We start from the raw sequence: 25,439 nt of genomic DNA on the forward strand, positions 1-25,439 counted from the left end.
CGTCCTTAGCGTTCGCCACGAGCCCGGTGAAGCGGCATCGCGTGTGTAGCCTCCCGAACATGGCGACCGTGCTGCTCGTCGAGGACGACCCGACCATCCGCACGGCCGTGCTGCGCGCGCTGGGCGAGCGCGGGCACACGGTGACGTCCGCGCCGACCGCGATGGCCGGGCTGCAGGCGGCCGTCACCGACCGGCCCGACGTCGTCCTGCTCGACCTGGGCCTGCCCGACCTCGACGGCCGCGAGGTGCTGCGGATGGTGCGGGCGGTCAGCGCGGTGCCGATCATCGTGGTCACCGCCCGGGGCGCGGAGGAGGAGATCGTCCGGCTGCTCGACTCCGGTGCCGACGACTACGTGGTCAAGCCGTTCGGCGGCGCCCAGCTCGACGCGCGGATCCGCGCGGTGCTGCGGCGGGCCGAGCCGGAGGAGACGACGGCCCCGGTCGTCGTCGGTGGCCTGTCGGTCGACGCGCGGACGCGGCAGGCGGCCCTCGACGGCGCGCCGCTGGACCTCACCCCGCGCGAGTTCGACCTCCTGCACTACCTCGCGAGCCGGGCCGGGACCGTGGTCAGCAAGCGCGAGCTGCTCGCCGACGTCTGGAAGCTGCCGTACGCCGGTGCGGACAAGACGGTGGACGTGCACCTGTCGTGGCTGCGGCGCAAGCTCGGCGAGACCGCGCAGGAGCCGCGGTACCTGCACACCGTGCGGCGGGTCGGCGTCCGGCTGGCGGCCCCGGAGGGCCCGGCGTGAGGAAGCGGCTCGCGGTGCTGGTCGCGGCCGCGATGAGCCTGGTGCTCGTCGCGTTCCTCGTGCCGCTGGCGATCCTGCTGCGGTCGGTCACCGCGGACCGCGCGGTCACCGCCGCGACGGCCAAGGCGCAGTCGCTGACGTCGCTGGTGGCGACGTCCGACGCGGCGTCGCTGCGGCCGGCGGTCGACCAGCTCAACACGACCGCGGGCCACCCGGTTTCCGTGTTCCTGCCGGACGGCACCGTGCTCGGCGCGCCCACCCCGCGCACTCCCGGGGTCGCCCTGGCCGCGGCGCAGGGCAGCAGCCTGACCGTGGAAGACGCGGGCGGGCGCGAAATCCTCGTCGCGGTCCAAGGCCTGCCGGCCGGGACGGCGGTCGTGCGGGCCTTCGTCGACCGCGCCGAGCTGACCCGCGGGCTCAGTGCCGCCTGGCTGGTGCTCGCCGGGCTGGGCGTGGTGCTGCTGGCGCTCGGGGTGTTCGTCGCCGACCGGCTGGCCCGCTCGATCGTGCGGCCGGTCCACGAGCTCGCCGAGGTGTCACGCCGGCTCGCCGAGGGCGACCTGGACGCGCGGGCCCGCCCGGGCGGGCCGGGGGAGGTGCGGTCGGTCGCCGCCGCGCTCAACCTCCTGGCGGCGCGGATCCGGGACCTGGTGCGGCAGGAACGCGAGGCCGTCGCCGATATCTCGCACCGCCTGCGGACGCCGTTGACCGTGCTGCGGCTGGACGCCGAGTCGCTGCGGGACCCGGCCGAGGCCGAGCGGATCACCGGCCACGCGGAAAGCCTGGAGCGGCAGGTCACGGCGTTGATCGAGCAGGCGCGGGCGCGGGACTCGGCGCCCGGCTCGTGCGACGCGGCCTCGGTCGTCCGGGCGCGGGCCGAGTTCTGGTCGGTGCTCGCGCAGGACCAGGACCGAGCGGTGACGGTGTCGCTCGACCCGGGTCCGCTGCCCGTCGCGGTCGGCGAACCGGAGCTGGCCGCGTGCCTGGACGCGTTGCTGGGCAACGTCTTCGCGCACACACCCGAGGGAACGCCTTACGCCATCAGGCTGACGGCGACGTCCGGTGGGGCACGGCTGGAGGTGTCGGACGAGGGCCCGGGCTTCGACGAGGGGGCGCGGGGCGCGAGCGGCGCCGGCTCGACCGGGCTCGGGCTGGACATCGCGCGCCAGACGGCCCGCGCGTCCGGCGGGGAGTTCACGGTCACCCGCGGGCCGGGGGCGCGGATCGTGCTGGACCTCGGGAAGGCTTTAGGGATGCCTTAAGCGTCGCGCAGCGCGCCGCTATCGCCGGGCGCGTGATGCTTCTTTCGTTGTCGGAGAACGAGAAGGAGCAGACATGCGCAAGATTCTGGTGATCGCGGCGGCCGGTGCGGTGCTCGCGGTGGGCGGGACGACGGCGGCCTTGGCGCAGTCCGGAGCCGACGACGGTACGCGGGTGCCGGCCACCACGACGAGCGAGTCGTCGGCCACCGCCTCGGCCACCACGGAAACCCCGGGCAGCAGCGAAGTCACCGCGTCGCCGAGTACGGCCCGCCCGGCGCCGAGCACGTATCCCAGCCGGCCCGCGCCGAGCACGTATCCGTCGCGCACCCACGACCTCGGCGACGACCACCGCGGCCACGGTGCCGAGCCGGGCGACGACCACGGGCGGCACCACGAGGACGGGGACGACCACGGCGGGCACCCCGAGGACGGGGACGACCACGGTGGCCGTCGCTGACCGGTCCACAGTGGACGACACGCGTGTCCGGATGGACGACGCGCCTGTCTGGGCGGACGACACGCGTGATCGGGCGGACGACACGGCGGCAGCCGCCGTGTCGTCCGCCCGCGTGCGCGTTACGGCCGGGCCGGGCCCGCGGCCGCGGCGGCCCGCTCGATCTCCGCGTGCCTCGCCGTCCAGAAATCCGCGTCACGGCTCGGCGCGCTGGTCGCCCCGTCGAGCTGTTCCCGCAGGATGTCGGCGTGCCCGGCGTGCCTGGTGGTCTCGGTGAGCACGTGCACCATGACGTTGAACAGCAGGACATCCGGCCGCGGCCACCACGGCACGTGGCCGGGTGCGTCGACGGGGAGAGCGTCGATCGTCGCGTCGGCGTGTTCCGCGGCGCGGCGGAACCGGTCGACGATCTCCGCACGCGTCTCTTCCGGGGTCGCCCAGAAGTCACGGCCGCGTGCCTCGGCGTCGTCCCAGCGGGGCAGCGGCTCCGGGAACGGCCGGCCGAACACCTCGCCCAGGTACCGGGTCTCCCACAACGCCAGGTGCTTCACCAGGCCGAGCAGGTTGGTCCCGGTCGCGGTCAGCGGGCGGCGCACGGAGTACTCGTCCAGCCCGTCGAGCTTTCCGAGCACCGCCTCCCGGGCCTCGCGCAGATCGTCGTGCAGGTACCGCTTCGCGAAGTCGTCGATCACGGCTTCGACCCTGCCAGATCAGCCCACCGGCACGCCACGCACCGCGACCGGCCCCCGCGTCGGATCCAGCTCGGCCGCCTGGTCCACACCGGACGGCGTCAGCACGTCGACCGCCTTCGGGGCCGTCGCCGGGTCCGCGGCGCAGAGCGGCGCCGTGCCGCCCGCCGCGCACAGGCCGAACGTGTACTGACCCGCCGTCGGCGTGAACGGCCGCGCCTGGTCGGGCGAGTTGCCGTCCTGGCCGGTCAGCACCACCGCGAACGTCCACCCGGCGGCCGGGGTCCCGAACGCCGATTTCGCCACGCTCACCGTGATGTAGCGCGTCGCCTGCGAAGCCTGGACGGACGGCGTGGCCAGCGAAGCGCCCGAAGCGTCGACGAGAACCGGGTCGGCGAAGCCCTGGACCTCGAGGCGCCGGCTCCACGCGTCCTGCGCGGCGATCGAGTACGCCCGGCTCGGGAACGGCGCCGCGGTCGCCGTCGCCGTCGCGGCCGGGTCGTGCGCGTAGATCGTCAGCAGCTGCGCGCCCAGCGGTGAGCCGAACGTCGGGGACAGGTCGCGGACCTGGGCGCGGAACACCAGGCTGGTGCCCGAATCGATGACCTGGAACCGCTGCAGGTCGAACGCGCCCGCGTGGAAGTCGCCGGCCGTCGGGTAGGTGTACGTGCCCGGGCCGTGGTCGTCGCCGTCCGGGTCGGCCGCGTCGAGCAGCACCGTGCCGGTGACGAAGTCCGAGCTGATCGTCTTCTGCGCGTAGCCGGTTCCGGTGCCGGAAGTGGCGGCCGCGGTGACGACGTTCGCGCCCAGCGGCGTCGGCACCGTCGCGCTGAACGTCCCTGCCGCCGAAGCCCGGGTCGACAGCACGGTGGTCGTCCCCGCGTCGGTGGCCGACACGGCGAGCTCGACCCGGCTGCCGGCGGGGGCGGTTCCCGTGACCGTCGCGGTCGAGGTGGACACCGAAGCCGGCGCGTCAAGGGTGATCGCCAGCGCCGCGGGCGGAGCGTGCGTGACGTACCGGGCGCGGACGTCGGCGGGCTGTTCGGTCAGCCGGCCGTCGTCCAGGGCCCGGGCCAGGCGCACCGACTGCGACTGCGCCCAGCTCAGCGGCGCGACCGAACCGGCGGGCTGCCCGGGGGCGAACCCGATCGACGCCGTGCGCGGGTCCGCACCGTAGGGCGACGCCGGCACCGCCGGGTTTTCCCACGCCTGCTCGGGAATCAGCCCGGTGCCCCCGGTCTGGGCCCGCATGGCGCGCAGCAGCGCCGCCGCGCCGGCGCGGTCACCGGTCTGCACGGCCTGCTCGCCGCGTTCACCGGCGAGCACCGGCCAGAGGTGCCCGGACCCGGTGTTCGGCCCCGGCCACGGCGCCCCGGTCGGCGCGCAGTTCGTCGGGTCGGGCCCGTAGCAGTCGCCGTAGCCGTCCTCGCTGCCCGCCGAGGAAGTGCCGTAGCGGTACCAGCCCGGACCGGCCGGCGTGTCCCGTTTGATCACGCGGTCCACGACGCCGAGCGACGCGGCGACGTCCGGGTCGTTCGCCGGCAGCACGCCGAGGCGCGTCAGCTCGAGGAACCCGGCGTCGACGACCGCGCGCTGGTCGGCGTCGACCGAGCCGTTGCCGAGGTTGTAGATCCACTCCGAGTCCGGATCGCCGTTCTTGGTCAGGCGCAGGAAGTACCGGCCGCCGTACGGGCCGGTGGACGTCACCGTCCAGCCCTTGACGCTGCGCTGGAAGTGGTCGGCGGTCGCCCGGTAGACGCGGGCGCGCGCCGGGTCGCCATTGCGGTCGGCGAGCACGCCGGCCGCGACCAGCCCGGCGATCTCGGCGGCGATCGTCGAGGGGGAGTAGCCGCCCTGCTCCTCCCAGCGCTCGGAGCCGAACGCCGGGCCGTGCGCGACGACGAAGTCCGCCGCCGCGCGGATGTGGTCGGTGTAGAGCGTGCGGTCGCGGTCGAGCCCGGCCTGCAACGCCATCAGGATCGGGTACGCGCTCTCGTCGAGCTGGTCGCCACCGGAGTCGGGCGCCTTCATGCCGTTGAGCAGGGAGTTGCGCGGGAAGCGTCCGTCGGGTTGCTGCTGACGGCCGAACAACCACCGCACGCTCGCCCGCGCCGTCTCGCGGTCACCCGCGGCGAGCAGGCCCGAGAAGCTTTCGTAGAGGTCGCGGGCGAAGATCTCGCGGTAGGACCCGAAGTAGACGGGCTTGCCGCCGGGTGCGTCGCCCGCGGAGACCGCCTGTCCCCACGGGCTGCCGAGCGACGCGACCACCGCGCCGGGGAACGTCTTGTCCTCGCTGGCCTTCAGCACGTTGACCGACTGGTAGTACGCGTCCGAGTCCTTGCCCCGCAACGGAGTCAGCCCGTTGTCGTAGTCGCGCCAGCCGCGCGCGTACTCGCGGTAGCTCTGGTCGAACGGCGTGCGCAGGCTCGCACCGGCGGTCTGGACGGCGGCGCGCGCGTCCGAGCCGAAGCCCAGCGCCAGCACGCTCGGGCGGCGCGGCTCCAGGTCCAGCTGCGCGGTCTGCACGACGTTGCCGTTCACCGCCGACGGCGTCCGGTCGGTGAGCCGGTGGTCGCGGTCGAGCTGGGCCAGGCCGTCGCCGGCGGTGCCGACGAACCCGCTGGACGTGCCGAGGAACCGGCGGTCGGCGCGCAGGGCGGCCGCCAGCGGGGTCCCGTAGTCGCGGGCCGGCGCGCTGGACACCGTGTTCGGGTCGGCGCTGACCAGCGCGGACGTCGCCGCGTCCACCGAAGCCGTGTCTCCGCCGCCGTTCGCCGGGCCACCACCGCCGTTGCCGTTGATGCTCGCGTCGAACCGCACGTAGACCTTGAGGTCGCGGCCCGATCCCCGCAGCGGGTCCAGGCGCGTCCGGATGAGCACGCCGGTCCGGGCCGGGTCGGTCAGGTACTCGGTGACCAGCCGGTACCGGCCGCTGCGCGGGGTCGACGTCACCTCGCAGGCCATCCCGCCCGCGCTGGTGCGGACGGTGTAGGTCATGTCCCGCGCCTGCAGGTCGGTGAACGTCCGGCCGTCGGTGACGGCGAACTGCAGCGTCTCGACGTTCGTGTTGTCGATCACCGGCGCGTAGACGTCGGACAGCACGCCCCCCGCCACCGTGAACCACGCCTTGCCGGCCGTGGTCCGCGAGGTGCCCAGGCAGTCCTTGCGAGCGAGCCCGAAGTGCGAGAGGGCGCCCGGCCCGGGTGCCGGTGCGGCGACCGCCGCCGGAGCGGGAAGGAGGGCGGCGGCCAGCACCGCGCAGAGCACCACGGACGACGTCGACCGAGTCATCCGCACATCCGATCACGCCGGCCCGCGCCGCACCAGAGCCGAACGCAGCAGGGAAAGCCGTTACCCGTGATTGAGAAATCCGACCGGTGGGTAGCAATCCCACAGTCCCCCGAGGAGGTGAACGTGGAAGAGCACGGAGCGGATGGCTGGCGGTACCGCGGCACGGTTTCGCCACGGACTCTGCCGAGCTTGCGGCGGCACCTCGTGTCGTGGCTTCGCAGACGTGCCGGTGACGAGGTCGGCAGGCAGGCCGACGACGTCGTGCTGGCCTGCTGGGAAGCGATGGCGAACGTGCTGGACCACGCCTACCACGGCCGGCCCGGGCTGATCGACGTCCGCGCACGGGTCGACGAGGACGTGCTGATCGTCACCGTCGCCGACCAGGGGCGCTGGACCACGATCGCGGAGCGGTCCGACGGCGGCCGCGGCCTGCGCCTGATCCAGGCGCTGGTCGACGGGCTGGACCTCCGCTCGACCGACGACGGCACGGTGATCACGCTGACCTGGCCGTTCCCGGTCCGCCGCACCGCCTGAGCGTCAGCCGGCCGAGAGGCTTTCGACGAACCGGGCCGCGACGTCCCGGAGCTTCACGTTGGTGTGCTGCGACTCCGCGATCAGGCGTTTCATGGCGTCGTCGGCGGTGATCCCGTGCACGGCCATCAGAATGCCCTTGGCCTGCTCGATCACCGCGCGCGAGTGCATCGCCGCCTCGAGTTCGGTGGTGCGCTGCCGGGCCCGGTGGTAGCGGCGCGTGGTGCGCAGCCCGAACGAGACGATCGTCGTGTACAGCCGCAGCAGCCGGGAGTCGGTCTCGGCGAAGCCGTGGTCGCCGAAGCCGAAGAGGTTGAGCGCGCCGGCGAGGGCGCCGTCCACCCGCAGCGGCGCGGCGAGGTAGCTGCCGACGCCGAGGCTCCGGGCGTGCGCGGTGAACTCGGGCCACAGCGCGCCGGCCGTGGCGAGTGGCAGCCGGACGATCTCGCCGCTCTCGGCCGCTCGGAGGCACGGGCCATCGCCCGCCGCGTACTGGACGCCGTCGATCTCGACGGCGCGTTCGTCGGTGAAAGCGGCGGTTTCCGGCTTGCCGTCGCGGATCGCGGTGATGCTGGCCATGTCGGCGCCGGGCACGGCCCGGACGGCTTCGGCGCAGACGGCGTCGAGGATCTCGGCCTCGGAAGGCTCGGTCTCCAGCGCACGCGTGAGGTCCGCCATCGCCGCGGTCAGCTCGTCAAGGTGCTCGGACGGGATCGGATCACCGGTCACTGCGCCCACCTCCGTCCCGGTTCCTGCGCGCACAGTACCCGTGGACGGCCCGGACCCGGCGACCGAGGAGGGCGGTGACTCCGGCCCGTCGCTCGCTGCTGAACGTCGTGGGTTGGGTGCCGGAACCACCTGGCGACGACCGGCAGCGCAACCCACCCGGCGACCGTCGCTGCGCTGCGCTTACCCCGTGGCGGGAAAGCCAACCGTTCAGCGGATGATCACTTTCGTCACCTGGGTCAGGCCCGAGATGCGCAGCACGCGCTCGAGCAGGCGGGGCGCGGCCAGGCGCAGGTCGTGGGTGCCGGCCCGGTCGAACAGGGCGGCGACGCCGGCGCTGTCGAGGTAGGTCACCCCGGTGAGGTCGACGGTCAGGGCGGCCGCGGCCGCGAGCTCGCGGTCGAGGGCGGCACCGAACTCGGCGGCGTTGCTCATGTCGATCTCTCCGGTCACGGCCAGGATCCGGTCCCCGTCGTCGCCCGCGGAGGCGACCAGCGTGAGTGCCGTCGTCACGAACCGATTCTCCATTCCAACGTGACGGTGGTGCCGGTCGTGTCGTGCCGGACCGCGACCGCGTCGGCCAGTGCTTCCATCATCGCCATCCCGCGACCGCGCAGGACGTGGTTGTCCGGGGGTGGCCGCTTCCAATGGCCGCGGTCGGTCACCGTGACCGTCAGGTGCGAACCGGCGAAGCGGGCCGAGAGGTGCGCGGTGCCCGAGTCTTCGGGGTAAGCGTGCTCGACGGCGTTCGCGCAGGCTTCGCCGGTGGCGACGAGCACGTCCTGCGCGAGTTCTTCGCCGAGCGACGCCGTGCCCAGCCACGCTCGCAGCCAGTGGCGCGTCGAGGCGAGGCTGTCCGGGTGCGCCGGGAAGTCCAGCTCCAGCGGCGGCACCGACCGGCGGTAGAGCAGCAGCGCGACGTCGTCCTCGTACCCGTCCGCCGGCCGGAGCCCGCTCATCAGCTTCGCCGCCAGGTCGGCGAGGTCGGCGTCCCGCGCGTCGTGGGCGGCCGAGGTGGCCCGGTCGATGCCGTCGTCCAGCGACTCGCGGCGGCGTTCGACGAGCCCGTCGGTGTAGAGCATCAGCAGCGAGCCGATCGGGACGACCGCCGTGGCCTCCGGGCGCGCGTCGGGGACGCGGACCGCGAGCGGCACGCTGCCGCCCGCGTCGAGGAACTCCGACGAGCCGTCGCTGTGCACCAGCGTGCCCGGCGGGTGCCCGGCGCTGCTGTAGGTGAGCGCGCCGGTGGCGGGGTCGAGGATCCCGCAGAAGACGGTGGTGCACAGGGCACCCGGCAGCCGGTCGGCGAAGCGGTCGAGGGTGGTCAGGGCGTGCGCCGGGCCGTTGGCCTCCAGCAGCAGCGCGCGGCACGCACTGCGCAGCTGGCCCATCACCGCGGCCGCGGCGAGTCCCCGGCCGACGCAGTCGCCGACGACGATGCCGATCCGGTCGCCGGACAGCGGGACGACGTCGTACCAGTCGCCGCCGACCTCCAGCGGCGGGTTCGCCGGTTCGTAGCGCACCGCGAAGCCGTCGGGCAGCAGGGCCGGTCCGAGGATCGAGCGCTGCAGCGCGATGGCGACCTCGCGTTGCCGGTCGTCGCGGTGGGCGCGGCGCAGGGCGTGCGCCAGCGTCCCGGCCAGCAGCGCCAGCAACGTCCGGTCCTCGACGCCGAGCGGGCGGCGGGGGTCCGGTTCCACCCAGAGCGTCAGCCGGCCGCCGGGGTGGTCCAGGGTCGCGCCGGCCCCGCCGTCGGCCGAGGTCGCGTGCAGCGCCGGGAGCGAGCGCACTTCGCCGAGCCGCGCGCGCAGCGGCGCGGCGAGATCCGTCCACCGCCGGTCGGCGGGGTCGGTGGACATCAGCTCGGGCTCGTCGTCGTGCGGCCAGGTCACCGCGAGGACGCGCTCGGCCAGCCACAGCTCGCGCAGCAGGTCCAGCCCGGTGCGGAGCGAGGCCGGCACGCCGCTGACCCCGGCGAGGCGCTGGTTCATCGCGGCGAGCGCGTTTTCGCGCTGCACGGCGTAGCGCTCCGCGGTGACGTCGCGGATCGTGCCGACGAGCCGGCGGCTGCCCTCGTCGTCGTGCAGCTCGTTGTAGGCGATCGCGGCCCACACCCGGTGCCCGTCACGGTGCCGCAGCGGCAGCACGAAGCTCCCGGCGGCCTCGTCCCGTGAGCGGGTGAAGGCGGCGGCGACCTGCCGGTACGCGTCGGGGTCGGCGTCGCGGGGCGGCCACCACGGGTGCGGCGCCGGGTACGGCAGCCCGTCCGGGCCGAAGCCGAGCAGCTCGGCGCACGCGGCGTTGATCTCCACGACCCGCCCGTCGGCATCGCAGACGAAGAAGCCCTCCTGCAGCGAGTCGATCATCGCCGCGCGCCACCGGGAGTGCTGCGTCCGCAGCCGGGCCAGCCGGATGGTCGTGCGGACGCGGGCGAGCAGTTCCTCGGCCGAGAACGGCTTCACGAGGTAGTCGTCGGCCCCGGCGGCCAGCCCGTCGACCGCGGCCTCCTGCCCGGCGCGGGCGGACAGCAGCAGCACGGGCACCGAGGCGGTGCGCGGGTCCTCGCGCAGCTCGGCGAGCAGGCCCAGGCCGTCCAGCCGCGGCATCATCACGTCGCTGATGATCAGGTCGGGCGGCTCGCTCGCCGCGGCCGCGAACGCCTCGACGCCGTCGCGCACCGCGGTCACCGCGTAGTCCTCGCGCAGCAGCCGGGCGAGGTAGTCACGCATGTCGGCGTTGTCGTCGGCGACCAGCACCCGGGCGCCGGCGACCGGGACCGGCGCGACGTCGGGGGCCGGCTCGTCGTCCGGGAGCCAGCGCAGGGTCTCCTGCACGTACGGCTCGGCGGTCTCCGCGTCGATCCCGGACGCCGACGGCTCCGGGACGAGGTGCTCGGCCGGCAGGTGCTCGGTGCCCAGCGGCAGCCGGATCCGGAACGTCGTGCCCACGCCGGGCGTGCTCTCCGCGGCGACGGTGCCGCCGTGCATGCCGACCAGCTCCCGCACCAGGGCCAGGCCGATCCCGCTGCCCTCGTTCGAGCGTGCCCGCGCCGACGGGATCCGGTGGAACCGCTCGAACAGCCGGGGCAGCTCGGCGGCGTCGATCCCGATCCCGGTGTCGGCCACGGTGACCACGGCGTACCCGTCGTCCAGGGCGGTCGTCACCCGGATCGAGCCGTCGAAGGTGTACTTGACCGCGTTGGACAGCAGGTTGAGGACGACCTTCTCCCACATCCCGCGGTCGACGTACACCGCCTCGCCCAAGGGGACGCAGGCGACCTCGAACGCCAGCCCGGCCCGCTCGACGGCGGCGCGGAACACGCTCGCCAGCTCCGCGGTGAACGTGGCGAGGTCGACCGGTTCGTAGCTGGCCTGCATCCGGCCCGCCTCGATCCGCGAGAAGTCGAGCAGGTTGTTCACCAGCCGGCCCAGCCGCAGCGCGTTGCGGTGGATGACGGCGATCTCCTCGCGGACGCGCTCGTCCGCGTCGCCCAGTGTCTTGTCCAGCTCGGCGACGGGACCGAGGATCAGGGTGAGCGGGGTCCGGAACTCGTGGCTGATGTTGGCGAAGAAGGTGGTCTTCGCCGCGTCCAGCGCGGCCAGCTCCTCGGCGCGCTGCTGCTGGGCCTGGTAGGCGAGCGCGCTGTTGACCAGCGCCGCGGTCTGCTGGGCGACCAGCCCGAGGAACGTCCGGTAGGACTCGTCGAGGGCGCGCCCGGCGCTCGCCGCGAGCACGATCACGCCGGTGGCCGGGGTGCCGGGGGCGCCGGACAGCGGCAGCACCATCGCCTCGGTGGGCGGCGTGGACCAGCCGCCCGAGGGCAGCTCGCCGAAGGTCGCCGGCAGATCGGACACCGTGCGCGGTGTTCCCTCGGCGAGCACTTCCGCCAGCGGCCAGCTGTCAGTGGGCCCGGTACCGCCGGGGGTGACGGTCGCGAGACCGAGCTCACCGTCGCCGTCGCGGACGTGGATCGCCGCGTAGGGGACGTCGGCGCCGGCCCGGCCGAGCACGCCGGCGACCAGCTCGCAGGCTTCGCCGACGGTGCGGGCGATGCCGGCCAGGGTGCCGAGCTCGCGCAGCGTGGCCAGCCGGCGTTCGCCGATGACACGCTCGGTCGTGTCGGTGACCGCGGTGAACACGGCCCGCACGGCGCCTTCGTCGTCGTGGACCGGGCTGTAGGAATAGGTCCAGTAGGTCTCTTCCCAGTAGCCGTGCCGGTTCATCGGCAGCAGCAGGTCCTCCGACCAGGTCGCCTCGCCGGTCGTCATGACGCTCTCGAGCATCGGGCCGATGATGTGCCAGATCTCGCTCCAGACGTGCGCGCCCGGCTTGTCCAGTGCCGGGTGCTTGGTGCCGAGGAGCGGCAGGTACGCGTCGTTGTAGAGGAACCGCAGATCCGGCCCCCACCAGACGATCATGGGGAAGCGCGAGGTGAGGCAGATCCGCACGGCCGTGGTCAGGCTGGTCGGCCACTCCGCCGGTGCACCCAGCGGCGACGCGGTCCAGTCGAACTCGCGCATCCGGGCCGCCATCTGGCTGGTGCCCGGAAAGACGGCGCGCTGGCCGGATTCCTCGCCGACGCTCATCACTCTCCCGGTTGCCGCGACCGGGGTGAGCCTACCCGCGCGGGCCCGGCGCCGCCGTCTACGCGGGCCGGGGCGAGGTCGTCAGCCCGGGGCGTCGGAGAGCCACGTCATCGTGACCGTCGTGCCGTCTTCGCGGTGCACCTGTGCGCTGTGGTCGGCGAGGCTGTCGATGAGCAGCAGGCCGCGGCCGCGCAGCCCGTTCGTCGCGGCCGGGGGGCGCCAGGCTCCGTAGTCGGTGACCGTCACCGTCAGGCGCCCGTTCTGCGCCTCGGCCCGGACGTCGACCGTACCCGCTTCGCCGTCGCGGTAGGCGTGCTCGGCGGAGTTGGCCATCGCTTCGTAGCCCGCGAGGACGACGTCCTCCTGGCGGTCTTCGCTCAGGCCGAGCCCGCTCAGCCAGTCCGCCAGCGCTCCGCGCAGCTCCGGCAGCCGGTCCGCCACCGCGGCGATGCGCCGGTGGAACGTCACCGGGGGTGCGGGGGCGCCCGGGGGGAGGGGGTCCGTCATGCTCCGTCCTCTCCGCGGTGACGCACGTGGATCAGCGCGATGTCGTCGTCGTGCCGGCCGTGGGTGAGCTCGTCGACGAGCTTGTCCCACGCCGTCTCGAGGTCGGTCGCGGCCAGCAGGACCGGGATGCCCGCCAGGAGCCATTCCACACCCAGGGTGAGGTCCCGCGTGCGGCTTTCGACCAGTCCGTCGGTGTAGAGCACCAGGTCCGCCCCGGGCGGGAACCCGGTGGTGCGCTGGGGGAACTCCGCGCCGATGCCCAGCGGCTGCGCCAGCGCCTCGCCGATCTCCTCCGGCGTGCCGTCCGGGCGGATGAGGATCGCCGGCAGGTGGCCGGCGTTCGCGAAGGTCAACGTGCCCTCGTCCGGCCGGTGGACCGCGTAGAAGCAGGTGACGAAGCTCTCGCCGAACAGCCCGCCGGTCAGCGCGGAGACGTTGCGCAGCACCTCCGACGGGGCGAGCTCGAGCAGCGCGTAGCAGCGGATGGCCGTGCGGACCTGGCCCATCACGGTCGCGGCCGTGACGCCGTGGCCGACGACGTCGCCGATGACGAACGCGGTCGCGCCGGACGGCAGCGCGATGACGTCGAACCAGTCGCCGCCCACCTTGCTCCCGGTCGCCGCGGGCAGGTACCGGGTGAGCACGTCGAGGCCCTCGACGGCGGGCGCGACCGGCAGCATGCTGCGCGAGAGCTCCGAGGCGAGGGTCCGCTCGCGCTCGTACAGGCGGGCGTTGTCCAGCGCGATGGCCGAGTAGGCGGCGATGCCCTCGGCGAGGTACTCGTGCCGCGCGGTGAACCGGCCGGGCTCCGAGTGGCCGAAGAAAAACCCGCCCAGCACTTCTCCGCTGGTCGGGCTGATCGCCGACACGGCCAGGTAGCTGCACACGGGGAGGTGCCCCTCCGGCATCCCGTGGTGGGGCGCGTTCTTCCCGAACCGCGGGTCCCGCGTGATGTCGGGGCTGCGGACGGTGCCGGCGCCGTCGAAGGTCGGCGCGAACACCTCGGTGTTGCGCGGCATGGGAAACCGCTCGAACGCCGCGCGCGGCACGCCCGAGATCGTGTACAGCGTGTAGGACTCGCCGAGCTCGTCGATGAGGTTGTAGAAGAACGCGCCGAACTCGGCGCCGGTCGCCTTCGTGGCCGCGTCGGTGGCGTCCTGCACGATCCGGTCGATGTCGAGCTGGGCGGTCAGTTCGCGGCCGGTGGAGTGCAGCGCGTCGAGCACCCCCGCTTCGCCCCGCAGCCGCCGCACGGTGTCCGCCAGGTGGGCGGTCGCGGCGTCGATCGCGGCGGCGACGGCGGACGGCGCCCGGCCGCCCTCCTCAGTGGTGTAGACCAGTGCGGCCTGCCCGTCGCCGGCGACGGCGATCGCGCCGGTGATCTCCCGGCCCGGCACCAGATCCGCGAGGAGCGCGCGGTCGGTCACGGCGACCGCGACGTGGTCACCGAGCACCGAGCGCGCTTCGGCGGGGGTGAGGAGGCGGACCTGGGTGACCGGCGGGGTGCCGGAGCCGTCGTCGAACGCCCGGCGCACGGCGCCGAGCAGCCCGTCGAACCCCGGCGCGGTCATCCGGTGGCCAGCGCCTCGGACAGCGACGGGTAGATGGCGAGCTCGTCGGTCAGCCTGGTCAGCTGCAGCGGCCGCAAGGTGATCCGGCCGGTGGCCACCACCCGCAACGGTGCGGACACCGTCCGCCCGCGGTGCGTCCGCACGAGCTCCGCCATGCCGGCCGACGCCAGGAAGGTCACCGCGGTCAGGTCGATGACGAGGAACGTGGGCTTCAGGCGCGCGGCCCGCTCGGCCAGCTGCCGCAGCTTCGGCGCCAGCGCGAGGTCGAGGGCTCCGTCGATCCGGAGCACGGCGGTGCCGTGCCGGTCTTCCAGCGTCACCGTGCCCGCTGAGCTCGCGGCGGCACCGAGGGTGTTCCCGGTTTCGTCCGTTTCGGCCATGACCACCATCCTGCCTGCTCGTGGCGGGTGTGCAAGACGGACACGGGGTTGAAACGGCGGCGGGCGTGCGGTGCGGGCATGATTGACAGCGGTTGAGCAGACAGCCTTCGTGATCACGCGCGCCGCCGGAAATCCCGGGGCGTAGCCGAAGGCGAGGAGACGAAAGACGATGACGGAACACATCCACAGTGAGGGTTCGGCCACCGCTGTGCCATTCGGCGAGTTCCGGATCGCCCGAACGGAGCAGGACGGCGCGGTCGTCGTAGAGGTCACCGGGGATGTGGACACGACCACCGCACCGGCTCTGGTCCAGGCCGCCGAAGAGGCGCTGGCGGCCGCCCCGCCGCTGCTGGTGGTCGACCTGACGGCGGTGGACTTCCTCGCCTCGCCCGGCCTGACGGCGTTGCTGACCATCCACCGCGACGCCGGACCCGGCACCGTGGTGCGGATCGTCGCGGCCGGCCGGGCGACCCTGCGCCCGATCCAGCTCACCGGGCTCGAGGACAGCCTTTCGCTGTTCCCGACCCGCGAGGCGGCGCTCACCGCGTCCTGAGCGGTGTCCCGGCCGGGGGTCAGCCGCCGGCCGGGAGCTCGCGCCGGATGGCCAGCAGGGCGACGTCGTCCTGGGCCGGCCGGCTGCCGATCATCGCGGCCATCACCTGCGCGCAGACCCGGTCGGGCTCGTCGGCGCGCAGGGCTTCCGCAAGCTGCTTCATCCCGGTGTCGACCGGTCGGTCGCGCCGCTCGACCAGACCGTCGGTGTAGAACGCGAGCACGCTGCCCGGAGCCAGCTTGATCACCGCCGTACGCCGCTGGGGCTCCCCGATGGTCAGCCCGATCGGGGGGTCCGGCGGCATGTCCAGCAGCCGGCCCGGTCCGCCCGGCTCGGCCTGCACGGGTGGCAGGTGGCCGGCGAGCGACAGGGCGATGGTTTCGCGGCTCGGCTCGACGATCCCGTACGCGACGGTGGCCATCGCGCCGTGCTCGAAGTGGTTGGCCTTCCGGTCGAGCTTGGCGAGCACGTCGGCCGGGTTCTCGCAGTCGAGGGCGTAGGCGCGCAAGGCGCTGCGCAGCCGCCCCATGATCACGGCGGCCTCGAGACCGTGGCCGGAGACGTCGCCCATCACGACGCCGACGCGGTCGCCGGGGAGCGAGAACAGGTCGTACCAGTCGCCGCCCAGGCCGCTTTCCGCGCCCGGCACGTACCGGGCGCCGAAGGTGAGGCCGGGCAGGTCCGGGAGGCTGTTCGGCAGCAAGCTGCGCTGCAGCGCCATGGTGGCGGTGCGGTTCTCTTCGAGCGCTTCGACCTGGATCGCCATCGCCAGGCGGTCGGCGAGCAGCTGCATGGTGGCGACTTCGGCTTCGGAAAACTGCCGGGGCTCGACGCACCCGACGTGCAGCACCCCGACGAGCTCGCCCGTGGCGACCATCGGCACGCCCAGCATGGACCGCAGCCCGCGCTCCCACAGCAGGGAGTTGACGACGGTCGTTTCGTCGACGTGGTCGAGGATGACCGGAGCCCGTTCGAGCGCCACCCGGCCGGCGAAGCCGCTGCCGATCGGTACCCGCACGCCCTGGTGGACCTCTTCTTCGATACCGGCGGCCGCGAAGGCCACCAGCTGACGGCCACTGTGCTGGTACCGCAGCACGGTCGCGGTGTCGACGGCCATGCCGTCCCGCAGGCGCTGCAGGGTTTCCGCGAGCAGGGCGGCCAACCCGAGGTGCTCGGCGGGCGTGCCGATGATCGTCTCCAGCAGTTTCAGACGATCCTCGGCGTCGAGACTTCGCGACATGGAACGACCCTAGCCGGGAGTCTTTTGCGCGCCTAACCATCCCGGGTTTCGTCGGCGGGTCCCCGGGGGTAACCAGCCCGGCGTGAGCGTCGACTTGGAGTGGGTGGCCGTGCTGCGCCACGGCCAGAGCACCGGGAACGTGGCCCGGGAGGAAGCGGAGTCGGCGGGAGCGGACGTGATCGACGTCGCCGAACGCGACGCCGACGTCCCGCTGACCGACCTGGGCCGGGAGCAGGCGAAGGCCGCGGGGGAGCTCTTCGCCGAGCACCCGCCGGACCTGGTGGTCACCTCGACCTACCGCCGGTCCTGGGACACCGCGCGCCTGGCCACCCCCGATGGTGTGCCGATCATCCCGGACGAACGGCTGCGCGACCGCGAACTCGGCGTGCTGGACCTGCTGACCTCCCACGGCGTCCGCGAGCGGTGGCCCGACGAGCTGCGGCGCAAGCGGCGGCTGGGCAAGTTCTACTACCGGCCGCCGGGCGGGGAGTCGTGGGCGGACGTCGTGCTGCGGCTGCGCTCCCTGCTGACCGAGCTGAGCGCGGAGCACGCCGGGAAGCGGGTGCTGCTGGCCGCGCACGAGATGACCGTCTTCGGCCTGCGCTACCTCCTCGAAGGCCTGCCGGAACCCGATCTGCTGCGGGCCGCCCACGCCACCGAGGTGCCGAACGGCTCGGTGACGACGTGGGAGCGCGACCGCGACGGCGCGTTCACCATGGTGCTGGCCCAGGAGGTCGGCCACCTGCACGCCACCGACACCCCGCCGACGGCGGACGACGATGCCGCCGAACAGCTCACCTGACCCGGCGCCGATCAGCCCGGCCCTGTTGCGGGACCGGCGGATCGGCACCGGGGACCGCGGCACCGTGCTCGTCGTCGGCGGCGCCCGGACCGTGCCGGGCGCGCCGGCGCTGTCCGGCACGGCCGCGCTGCGCGCCGGGGCCGGCACGCTGCAGCTCGCGGTCAGCGAACGGCACGCCGGCGCGCTCGGGGTGTCGGTGCCCGAGTCTTCGGTGTTCGGGCTGCCGGAAACGGATTCCGGGGCGATCGGCGGCGACGCCGTCGACCGGCTGGCCGACGTGCTGCCCGGCGCCGGCACCGTCGTGGTGGGCCCCGGCCTCACCGGCGTCGAAGAGACCGAAGACCTGCTGCGGCACCTGATCCCCGCCATCGCCCCGGACGCCCGGGTGGTGCTCGACGCCTTCGCGCTCGGTGCGCTGAGCCGGGCCCCGGAGCTGGCGAAACCCTTGTCCGGCCGGCTCGTGCTGACGCCGAACCGGACCGAAGCCGCGTTCCTCGACGGCTGTGACGAAGCAGACGTCGACGACCTCGAGACCGCCGTCCGGATCGCCGAGCGCTACGAAGGGGTGGTGCTGCTCTTCGGTGTGGTCGCCGAGCCGGGCGGGCGGACCTGGCGGGACGGCAGCGGCCACATCGGGCTGGCGACCTCCGGCAGCGGCGACGTCCTGGCCGGCCTGACCGGCGGGTTCCTCGCCCGGGGCGCGGACCTCGCCCAGGCCGCCTGCTGGGCGACGCACGTCCACGCCGTGGCGGGGCAGCGGCTGATCCCGGACACCGGGAGCACGGGCCTGCTCGCGCGGGAGCTGGTCGCCGAGATCCCCCGGGTCATCGCGGAGCTGGAACGCTGAGCCGTCACCGCTGGGCGGTGGGCCGCACGATGACCTCGTTGACGTCGACGCCGGCCGGCTGCCCGATCGCGTAGGAGATCGCTCCGGCGATGGTGTCCGGCGGGAGCGTCACCGCGCGGTAGGTGCGCATCGCTTCCTTCGCACCGGGTTCGGTGATGGAGTCGGCCAGCTCGGACTCGACGACGCCCGGTGACACGGTCGTCACGCGGATGCCGGGGTCGGCCTCCAGGCGCAGGCCCTCGGTGATCGCCCGGGCGGCGTACTTCGTGGCGCAGTAGACCGCGGCGGTCGGCACGACCTCGTGCGCGCCGGTGGAGGCGATCGTCACGAAGTGCCCCTCGCCCTGGTTCCGGAAGTGCGGCAGTGCGGCCGCGATCCCGTGGAGCAAGCCGCGGACGTTGACGTCGAGCATCCGGTCCCACTCGTCGACGAGCAGGGAGTCCAGGCGCGACAACGGCATCACGCCGGCGTTGGCGACGAACACGTCGAGCCGGCCGTGCGCGGCCACGGCGGCGTCGGCGAACGCGGCGACGTCCGCGCGGTCGGTGACGTCGAGGGGGCGCACGTCGGCGGTGCCCCCGGCGTCGTGGATTTCCTTCGCCAGCGCGGTCAGCCGGTCTTCCCGGCGGGCACCGAGCACGACGTGGTGGCCTTCGCGGGCCAGCCGCAGCGCGGTGGCGCGCCCGATGCCGCTGCTCGCGCCGGTGATGAGGACGATCTTCACGGGTTCTCCTTGGCCGGGAAGTCGGCGCCGAGGGTGGTCTCGCGCCAGGTGTCGAAGGTGGAGCGGAGGGTGTCGAGCCGGGCGGTGGCGATGTCGTAGGCGGCCTTGCCCAGGAGCAGCCGCAGGGGCGGCTCGTCGGCGTCGACGGCGGCGAGGATCGCCTCGGCCGCGCGGACCGGGTCCCCCGGCTGGTTGCCGTAGGACGCCGTGGTCGCGGCCCGGCGGGCACCGGCGGTCTCGGCGTAGTCGTCGATGCGGATCGCCGACTCGCGCATCGAGGGCCCGGACCAGTTGGTGCGGAACGCGGCGGGCTCGACGATCGTCACCTTGATGCCCAGTGGCGCCACTTCGGCGGCCAGGGACTCGGAAAGCCCTTCCACGGCGAACTTCGTCGCGTGGTAGTAGCCGGTGGCCCCGAACGCGGCGAGCCCGCCGAGGGACGACACGTTCACGACGTGACCGCTGCGCCGGGCACGCATGCCCGGCAGTACCGCTTTCGTGACGTCGGCGAGACCGAACACGTTGGCGTCGAAGAGTTTCCGGATCTCGTCGTCCTCGCCTTCCTCGATCGCGGCGAGGTAGCCGTAGCCGGCGTTGTTGACCAGGACGTCGATCCGGCCGAACGCGGTTTCGGCGCGCTTCACCGCGTCGGTCACCTGCGCGTGGTCGGTGACGTCGAGCGGCAGGGCCAGCGCGCGGTCGCCGTGCCGCTCGACGAGGTCGGCGACGCTCGCCGGGTCGCGGGCCGTGACGACGGCCCGCAGCCCGCGGCCGAGCACGGCTTCGGCCAGGGCGCGGCCGAGGCCGGTCGAGCAGCCGGTGATGAACCAGTTTTCGGGCATGACGAAGTACTCCGTCCATGGGTGAATTGACAGAAAAGGGGGGTTTCTAGCTCGCGGCGAGGCTGCCGAGCAGGGCGAGCCCGGCTTCCGACGGGCTGCCGGGCTCGGCCTGGTAGACCACCAGCTGCTGGCCGGGCGCGCTGTTCACGGTCAGCGCCTCGTAGCTCAGCACGAGCTCGCCGACCTGCGGGTGGTGGAACCGCTTGGTCTCGTGCGTCTTCTGCCGGATGTCGTGCCGGGCCCAGAGCCGGCGGAAGTCCGCGCTCTTGACCGACAGCTCACCGACCGTCTCGACGAGCCGGGGATCGTCCGGATCGAGGCCGGCGGCCACGCGCAGGCCGCCGACGGTGTTCACCGCGACGCGCTCCCAGTCCGGGTAGAACCGCCGCGCGTCCGGGTCGAGGAACACCAGCCGGACCAGGTCATCACTGTGGGTGTGGCCGCCGAACAGCGCCTCGCCCAGCGCGTTGTGCGCGAGCACCTCGAGGCAGCGCCCGAGCACCAGCGCGGGTGTGTCCGGCCAGCCGTCCATCAGCCGCAGGAGGTTCGGGCTGACCTGCTCCCGCCGCCGCGCGCGACGGCGTTTCGGAGCCGGCTGCGCCAGCCGGTGCAGGTGGGCGGTGGCGTCCTCGTCGAGGGCCAGCCCGTGGGCCAGCGCGTCGAGGACCTGCGGTGACGGATTCCGCTCCCGGCCCTGTTCGAGCCGGACGTAGTAGTCGGTGCTGACGCCGGCCAGCACCGCGACCTCCTCGCGGCGCAGCCCGGCGACCCGGCGCGCTCCGCCCGCGGGCAGGCCGAGCTCCTCCGGTCCCACCTGTTCGCGGCGGGCGCGGAGGAACTCCCCGAGCGGGTTTTCCGCCGATGCCCCCGCCGCCACCCTCAACGGAGGAGCTTCGCTCCGCGGGTCTTTCTGAGCCATGATCCGAGGCTAACGCCGATCAGGCCGGGAAGGGTGGCCGCGCCGCACCCACCCTCACCCTCATGCGAGCCGGATCGGCTCTCCGTCCCGTTCGGGCTGCAGCAGGGTCGCGGTGGCTTCGCGCCCGTCGACGTCCAGCGTCATCACGGCGTTGCCGAAGTGCGGCCCCGAGACGCAGCCCCAGGTCAGCGGCGCGGGCGGGACGCCGGCCCGGCGCGCCAGGGCGGCGCTCAGCCGGGTCAGCTTCCGCGACCAGCCGGCGCGGAACAGGCGGTTCATGTACCAGGGGACGGTGTTGTGCACCGGCGAGCAGGTGAGCTGGTGGACCGGCGCCCCCGGGAGGTCGGCCCGCGCGACGTACGCGTGGTGGACGTCGCCCGAGAGCACGCTCACCGACGCCGGACCGTCCTCCGCGACCCGCCCGATCACCCGCGTCAGCCGGTCGAACGACTCGCGGAAGGCCGGCCAGTGCTCGAGGTCGGCGAGCTGGCGGAACCACTCCGACACCCGCCCGACGAGCCCCGGCCGCGCGCAGAGGTTCTCGTTGAGCGACTGCGCGGCCGACAGCGCCGTGGGCATCAGCCACGGCAGCGACGTCCCGATCAGCAGGTGGTCGAACTCGCCGGAGGTCTGCTCCTCGATCCAGCGGAACTCCTCGTCGCCGATCATCGACCGCTGCCCGCCCTCGAGGATCCGCCCGGCGCGCGAGTCGATGACCAGCAGCCGGACCGGGCCGAAGTCGCGGCGGTAGGACCACCGGGTGCCCTTGGCGCCGTCGGCCTCGCGGTCGGCCTGGTCGGCGAACGCGCGCAGCAGCTCCGCGTTGTCCGTCCCGGACGTGCTCACCCGCTGGTAGAGGTCGTCTTCGGCCAGCTCGCGCGGCCCGAGGTTGCCCAGGTGCTGGTAGACCCAGTACGACACGAGCGCGCCGCGGATCCGCTCCGGCCACCACGAGGTGCGAGCCATCTCCTCGCGCCAGGCCTGGGAGGTGTTCCAGTCGTCGCGGACGTCGTGGTCGTCGAAGATCATCGACGTCGGCACGGTGGACAGCAGCCAGCGCACGGCCGGCTCGCACCAGGCCTCGAAGTACAGGTGGCAGTACTCCTCGAAGTCGGCGACCTCCTTCCCCGGCGGCTCGCTCGTGTCCCGCCGGGTCGCGAGCCACTCCTGCGTCGCGCCGGTGGTCTCGTCGGCGTAGACCTGATCGCCCAGCAGGAGCAGCGATTCCGGCCATTCGGCCTCGTCGAGCCCGGCCATCCGGTGGGCGTAGGCGGCCAGCGCGTCCGGGCCGAGCGCGTCCTCCTCCCGCGGCTTGCGGCACGACCCGAAGACCAGCCGGAACCGCGGGTCGTCCGGGGCCAGCGTCCGGATCCGGCTGGGCGGCAGGTCGCTGTCCGGCTCGGGCCAGACGAGCTCGCCGTCGAGCCGGACCTCGTACGGCGTGCTGCGCCCGGGCTCGAGCCCGGTGAGCACGACGAGCGCGTAGTGGTGCCCGGAGACCTCGAAGGTCCGCGCTTTCGCTTCCGAGACAAGGACTTCGCACGGTCCGCCGGTCTCGACCCAGATCGTCGCGGAAGTGGCGTCGACGTGCCGGAGCAGCGGTCCCAGGAGGAGCTCGGTCATCCCCGGATCCTTTCAGCAGAACGGCGGGTCGGCAGTTCGGGAAGTCCCGAAACATCCCGATAATCGTTGACCGGTCCCGGGTCGCGAACGAACGATCGTCGCAGCTGCGCCTTGCTCCCGGAAAGGATTCGTCGAGTGCGAAGACTCCTCACCGCCTTCCTCGCCGCCGTGGTGTCGATCGCCGCCGCCATCGTGCTGGTGGTCACGGCGCAGCCCGCGTCGGCGGCCACGCTGACCCGCGTGACCGGCTTCGGCACCAACCCGAGCAACCTCAACATGTACGCCTACGTCCCGGATCACGTCGCCGCCCGGCCGGCGCTGCTGGTTGCCATCCACTACTGCACCGGCTCGGCCTCGGCGGTGTTCAACGGGTACGCGCGCGACTACGTCACCGCCGCCGACCAGTACGGGTACGTCATCGTCTTCCCGGAGGCCACCCGCAGCGGGCAGTGCTTCGACGTCTCCTCGCCGCAGGCCCTCACCCGCGGCGGCGGCAGCGACCCGGTCGGCATCCTCTCGATGGTCGACTACGCCAAGCAGCACTACAACGTCGATCCCGCCCGCGTGTTCGTCACCGGCTTCTCCTCCGGCGCGATGATGACGAACGTCCTGGCCGCGGAGTACCCGGACGTCTTCGCGGCCGGTTCGGCGTTCATGGGCGTGCCCGCCGGCTGCTTCGCCACCACCGACGGGTCGAGCTGGAACAGCCAGTGCTCGGGCGGCCAGCTCATCAAGACCGCCCAGCAGTGGGGCGACCAGGCCCGCCAGATGAGCGGCGGGCGCAGCGGGCCGTACCCGCGGATGCAGCTGTGGCACGGCACCGCCGACGACACCCTTCGCTACCCGAACTTCGGGGAGGAGATCAAGCAGTGGACGAACCTGCGCGGGGTGAGCCAGACGCCGTCGTCGAGTGACGCGCCGCAGTCCGGCTGGACCCGCACGCGCTACGGCGGCACCGGCACACAGGCGCCGGTCGAAGGGATCAGCGTCCAGGGCGCCGGGCACGCGCTGCCGCAGAACGGGATGGTGGCGTACGCGATCGCCTTCCTCGGCCTGACCAGCGGCTCGGCCACGACGACGCCGACGACCACCACCACGCCCACCACCACCACCACCACGCCGACGACGACCACGACGCCGCAGCCGGGTGGCTGCACCGGGACCTACGCCAAGACGGCGGAGTGGAACGTCGGCTTCAACGGGCAGGTGACGGTGACCGGGGCGAACAACTGGGTGCTCACGCTCACCTTCCACGCTCCGCAGAAGCTCATCGGCAGCTGGAACTACAGCGGGACCTGGGACAGCACCGGGTACGTGCTGACCGCGCGGCCCAACGGGAGCGGCAACGTCATCGGCTTCACCGTCGAGCACGGCGGGAACCTGACGCCGCCGGCCGTGTCCTGCGCCGTGGGCTAGAACAACCGGCCGACCTCGTCCGCGGGCGGTTCCTCGAGACTCAGCAGGAACCGCTTGCGGGCGAGGCCGCCGGCGTACCCGGTCAGGCCGCCGCTCGTGCCGACCACGCGGTGGCAGGGCACGATGACGCTGATCGGGTTCCAGCCGTTGGCGTTCCCGACCGCCTGCGCGGCGCCGGGGTCGCCCAGCTCGGCGGCCAGCTGCCCGTACGTGCGGGTCTCGCCGTACGGGATCTTCGTGAGCAGCGCCCAAACCTGCTTCTCGAACGCCGAGCCGCGCGGCGCGAGCTCGAGGTCGAACGCGCGCCGCGTGCCCGCGAAGTACTCGCCGAGCTGCTGCTTCGCCGTCTCGAAACCGTCATCGTCCCGGGGCCCGAGATCGGTGAGGCGGGGTGTTCGGAGGTGGCCGTCGAAGTAGAGCCCGGCCAGCGCCTCGCCGTCGCCGACCAGGGTCAGCGGTCCGATCGGTGACGTGATGACGGCGTGCTTCATGGCGCCCAGCCTACGGGTCAGCCCACGCTGGTCTTCACCGAGAGCGAGTCGATGCTCATCTCGGCGCCGGGCGTGATGTCCGCACCCGGGGAGGTGCACCCGCAGACCTTGTTCGGGTAGGAGCCGCCGATCGCGACGTCGAAGATGACGAAGAACCCGTGGTCGACGGCGGCCTTCCAGGTCGCGTCGGACACCTGGTTCTGCCGCACCGCGAAGGTCTGGGTGCTGTCGAGGAAGAAGCGCAGTTCCTCGGCCGCGGCGTCGCGGCGGTCCACGACGACGGAATAGGTGTGGTAGCCGTCCTGGCAGCCGGCGCAGTCCTGGAGGTCGCTGGTGATGCCGTCCGGGTCGTGGCACTCGCCCTGCCACTGTCCACAGTGGAAGGTGGTGGAGTGCTTGCTGAGCGCGTTGACGTCTTCCATGATGTCGAGCTCGCCGATGCTCGGCCAGTTCGTCGCGCCGACCGGGCGGGCGTCGGCGCCCATCGCCCAGAACGCGGGCCAGTAGCCGAGCCCGCTCGCGGGGGAGGGCTGCTTGAGCGTCGCGCTGATCTCCAGCCGGCCGCCCGCGGGCGCGGCGAAGTCGGTGCGCTGGGTTTCGATCCGGCCGGAGGTCCAGTTTCCGGCCGCGTCGCGCAACGGCTTGATCGCCAGGTGACCGGCACCGTCGTGGTAGACGTTGTCCGTCGAGTTCGTGGCCGTCTCGATCTCGCCGGTGCCCCAGTTCGCGGCGCCACCTGGGTAGCCGGTTCCCGTGTCGTAGAGCCAGTCCTGGGTGTTGAGGCCGGTGCCGGCGGCGCCGTCGAAGTCGTCCTGGAACACGGTGGTCCACTCGGCGTCGGCGTGCGCCGGGGCGGCGGTCAGCACGAACGACAACGTGGCCAGCACGGCGGTGAGCCGCTTGACGGTGCGCATGGGGTCTCGCTTCCTGAGGGGAACGGGGTCGTCCACGACCTGCGAGGCCTCCCACTGTCACCGCCGGTCCGCGGCCGCGTCAAGGGAGGTGCCCGGAAGTACCCCGCACCCGGTACCCGGGGGCAGTCCCGGGGGAGCCGCGTTTGGAATTCGCCGTGCCGGGGCATCGCGCGGGCCAGGCCAGACAGTGGTCTGGACCTTCTTTCGAAGGGTTGCCAGGTAACGAAACCCGGGTCATAGTTTGTTGGCGTCCACAACGAACTGCGAACCGTCCTCGGATGTCCTTTCCGGACTCCGCAATCTGTCTCCTCAACGTGGAGGA

23 protein-coding genes are annotated in these 25,439 nt (G+C 73.3%); 8 read left to right on the top strand and 15 right to left on the bottom strand.

Annotated elements, in window-relative coordinates; all coding sequences use genetic code 11:
* Positions 1 to 59: 59 nt before the first annotated feature.
* The 3 genes from ACZ4TR_RS35380 to ACZ4TR_RS35390 all read left to right on the top strand — a co-directional run bounded on the left by ACZ4TR_RS35380 (position 60) and on the right by ACZ4TR_RS35390 (position 2,468).
* Entirely contained in the window at positions 60 to 749 is a 690-nt protein-coding gene (locus ACZ4TR_RS35380) for a response regulator transcription factor (RefSeq protein ID WP_465292243.1), read from the top strand.
* Complete coding sequence (locus ACZ4TR_RS35385) at positions 746 to 2,011, top strand: sensor histidine kinase (protein ID WP_465292245.1); 1,266 nt, start codon at positions 746 to 748, stop codon at positions 2,009 to 2,011. The genes ACZ4TR_RS35380 and ACZ4TR_RS35385 overlap by 4 nt, the downstream gene beginning before the upstream one ends.
* Positions 2,012 to 2,084: 73 nt before the next feature.
* A complete protein-coding gene (locus ACZ4TR_RS35390) occupies positions 2,085 to 2,468 on the top strand; it encodes a hypothetical protein (RefSeq protein ID WP_465292247.1) in 384 nt (127 codons plus the stop codon).
* Positions 2,469 to 2,587: 119 nt separating this feature from the next.
* On the opposite strand, the gene ACZ4TR_RS35395 is transcribed toward ACZ4TR_RS35390, so the two are convergent.
* Together ACZ4TR_RS35395 and ACZ4TR_RS35400 are read right to left on the bottom strand one after the other, a co-directional pair.
* Positions 2,588 to 3,157, bottom strand: coding sequence for a DinB family protein (locus tag ACZ4TR_RS35395; RefSeq protein ID WP_465292249.1), 570 nt, complete (start codon positions 3,155 to 3,157; stop codon positions 2,588 to 2,590).
* 18 nt (positions 3,158 to 3,175) lie between these two features.
* Entirely contained in the window at positions 3,176 to 6,445 is a 3,270-nt protein-coding gene (locus tag ACZ4TR_RS35400) for a glucodextranase DOMON-like domain-containing protein (RefSeq protein ID WP_465292251.1), read from the bottom strand.
* Between the two features lie 123 nt (positions 6,446 to 6,568).
* Here ACZ4TR_RS35400 and ACZ4TR_RS35405 point away from each other — a divergent pair, with 123 nt between their 5' ends.
* Positions 6,569 to 6,979 (top strand): ATP-binding protein, encoded by a 411-nt coding sequence (locus tag ACZ4TR_RS35405; RefSeq protein ID WP_465292253.1) that lies wholly within the window; start codon positions 6,569 to 6,571, stop codon positions 6,977 to 6,979.
* A gap of 3 nt (positions 6,980 to 6,982) precedes the next feature.
* Here the strand turns inward: ACZ4TR_RS35405 and ACZ4TR_RS35410 are convergent, their stop codons facing one another.
* The 6 genes from ACZ4TR_RS35410 to ACZ4TR_RS35435 all read right to left on the bottom strand — a co-directional run bounded on the left by ACZ4TR_RS35410 (position 6,983) and on the right by ACZ4TR_RS35435 (position 14,746).
* Complete coding sequence (locus ACZ4TR_RS35410; protein WP_465292255.1) at positions 6,983 to 7,705, bottom strand: ANTAR domain-containing protein; 723 nt, start codon at positions 7,703 to 7,705, stop codon at positions 6,983 to 6,985.
* 207 nt (positions 7,706 to 7,912) lie between these two features.
* Complete coding sequence (locus tag ACZ4TR_RS35415; RefSeq protein WP_465292257.1) at positions 7,913 to 8,215, bottom strand: STAS domain-containing protein; 303 nt, start codon at positions 8,213 to 8,215, stop codon at positions 7,913 to 7,915.
* Complete coding sequence (locus tag ACZ4TR_RS35420; protein ID WP_465292259.1) at positions 8,212 to 12,288, bottom strand: SpoIIE family protein phosphatase; 4,077 nt, start codon at positions 12,286 to 12,288, stop codon at positions 8,212 to 8,214. The genes ACZ4TR_RS35415 and ACZ4TR_RS35420 overlap by 4 nt, the downstream gene beginning before the upstream one ends.
* Positions 12,289 to 12,369: 81 nt before the next feature.
* Positions 12,370 to 12,795: an ATP-binding protein gene (locus ACZ4TR_RS35425; protein ID WP_465292261.1), complete on the bottom strand. Its 426-nt coding sequence runs from the start codon at positions 12,793 to 12,795 to the stop codon at positions 12,370 to 12,372.
* Positions 12,792 to 14,366 carry a PP2C family protein-serine/threonine phosphatase gene (locus ACZ4TR_RS35430; RefSeq protein WP_465292263.1) on the bottom strand — a complete coding sequence of 525 codons (1,575 nt, stop codon included), beginning with the start codon at positions 14,364 to 14,366 and terminating at the stop codon, positions 12,792 to 12,794. Before ACZ4TR_RS35430 ends, ACZ4TR_RS35425 begins: the two co-directional genes overlap by 4 nt.
* Positions 14,363 to 14,746: an STAS domain-containing protein gene (locus ACZ4TR_RS35435; RefSeq protein WP_465292265.1), complete on the bottom strand. Its 384-nt coding sequence runs from the start codon at positions 14,744 to 14,746 to the stop codon at positions 14,363 to 14,365. The genes ACZ4TR_RS35430 and ACZ4TR_RS35435 overlap by 4 nt, the downstream gene beginning before the upstream one ends.
* Positions 14,747 to 14,915: 169 nt before the next feature.
* Between ACZ4TR_RS35435 and ACZ4TR_RS35440 the strand changes: the two genes are divergently transcribed.
* Positions 14,916 to 15,299: an STAS domain-containing protein gene (locus tag ACZ4TR_RS35440; protein ID WP_465292267.1), complete on the top strand. Its 384-nt coding sequence runs from the start codon at positions 14,916 to 14,918 to the stop codon at positions 15,297 to 15,299.
* Between the two features lie 19 nt (positions 15,300 to 15,318).
* Here the strand turns inward: ACZ4TR_RS35440 and ACZ4TR_RS35445 are convergent, their stop codons facing one another.
* Positions 15,319 to 16,539: a PP2C family protein-serine/threonine phosphatase gene (locus ACZ4TR_RS35445; protein WP_465292268.1), complete on the bottom strand. Its 1,221-nt coding sequence runs from the start codon at positions 16,537 to 16,539 to the stop codon at positions 15,319 to 15,321.
* 82 nt (positions 16,540 to 16,621) lie between these two features.
* On the opposite strand from ACZ4TR_RS35445, the gene ACZ4TR_RS35450 reads away from it, so the two are divergent.
* Together ACZ4TR_RS35450 and ACZ4TR_RS35455 are read left to right on the top strand one after the other, a co-directional pair.
* Positions 16,622 to 17,341 carry a histidine phosphatase family protein gene (locus ACZ4TR_RS35450; protein WP_465292270.1) on the top strand — a complete coding sequence of 240 codons (720 nt, stop codon included), beginning with the start codon at positions 16,622 to 16,624 and terminating at the stop codon, positions 17,339 to 17,341.
* Positions 17,319 to 18,188 (top strand): NAD(P)H-hydrate dehydratase, encoded by an 870-nt coding sequence (locus ACZ4TR_RS35455; RefSeq protein WP_465292272.1) that lies wholly within the window; start codon positions 17,319 to 17,321, stop codon positions 18,186 to 18,188. Before ACZ4TR_RS35450 ends, ACZ4TR_RS35455 begins: the two co-directional genes overlap by 23 nt.
* 4 nt (positions 18,189 to 18,192) lie before the next feature.
* Here the strand turns inward: ACZ4TR_RS35455 and ACZ4TR_RS35460 are convergent, their stop codons facing one another.
* The 4 genes from ACZ4TR_RS35460 to ACZ4TR_RS35475 are packed head-to-tail and all read right to left on the bottom strand — an operon-like array spanning position 18,193 to position 22,296.
* A complete protein-coding gene (locus tag ACZ4TR_RS35460) occupies positions 18,193 to 18,912 on the bottom strand; it encodes an SDR family oxidoreductase (protein ID WP_465292274.1) in 720 nt (239 codons plus the stop codon).
* Positions 18,909 to 19,754 carry an oxidoreductase gene (locus tag ACZ4TR_RS35465; RefSeq protein WP_465292276.1) on the bottom strand — a complete coding sequence of 282 codons (846 nt, stop codon included), beginning with the start codon at positions 19,752 to 19,754 and terminating at the stop codon, positions 18,909 to 18,911. The genes ACZ4TR_RS35460 and ACZ4TR_RS35465 overlap by 4 nt, the downstream gene beginning before the upstream one ends.
* A gap of 46 nt (positions 19,755 to 19,800) precedes the next feature.
* A complete protein-coding gene (locus ACZ4TR_RS35470) occupies positions 19,801 to 20,673 on the bottom strand; it encodes a helix-turn-helix transcriptional regulator (protein WP_465292277.1) in 873 nt (290 codons plus the stop codon).
* A 60-nt stretch (positions 20,674 to 20,733) separates the two neighbouring features.
* Positions 20,734 to 22,296 (bottom strand): alkaline phosphatase D family protein, encoded by a 1,563-nt coding sequence (locus tag ACZ4TR_RS35475; protein WP_465292279.1) that lies wholly within the window; start codon positions 22,294 to 22,296, stop codon positions 20,734 to 20,736.
* Between the two features lie 135 nt (positions 22,297 to 22,431).
* On the opposite strand from ACZ4TR_RS35475, the gene ACZ4TR_RS35480 reads away from it, so the two are divergent.
* Positions 22,432 to 23,712: an extracellular catalytic domain type 1 short-chain-length polyhydroxyalkanoate depolymerase gene (locus ACZ4TR_RS35480; protein ID WP_465292281.1), complete on the top strand. Its 1,281-nt coding sequence runs from the start codon at positions 22,432 to 22,434 to the stop codon at positions 23,710 to 23,712.
* On the opposite strand, the gene ACZ4TR_RS35485 is transcribed toward ACZ4TR_RS35480, so the two are convergent.
* A complete protein-coding gene (locus tag ACZ4TR_RS35485) occupies positions 23,709 to 24,203 on the bottom strand; it encodes a methylated-DNA--[protein]-cysteine S-methyltransferase (RefSeq protein ID WP_465292282.1) in 495 nt (164 codons plus the stop codon). The two genes, ACZ4TR_RS35480 and ACZ4TR_RS35485, sit on opposite strands and share 4 nt — an antisense overlap.
* Positions 24,204 to 24,220: 17 nt before the next feature.
* Positions 24,221 to 25,117 carry a glycoside hydrolase family 16 protein gene (locus tag ACZ4TR_RS35490; protein WP_465292284.1) on the bottom strand — a complete coding sequence of 299 codons (897 nt, stop codon included), beginning with the start codon at positions 25,115 to 25,117 and terminating at the stop codon, positions 24,221 to 24,223.
* Between the last annotated feature and the right edge of the window lie 322 nt (positions 25,118 to 25,439).

Source organism: Amycolatopsis sp. NPDC028719 (assembly GCF_055565395.1).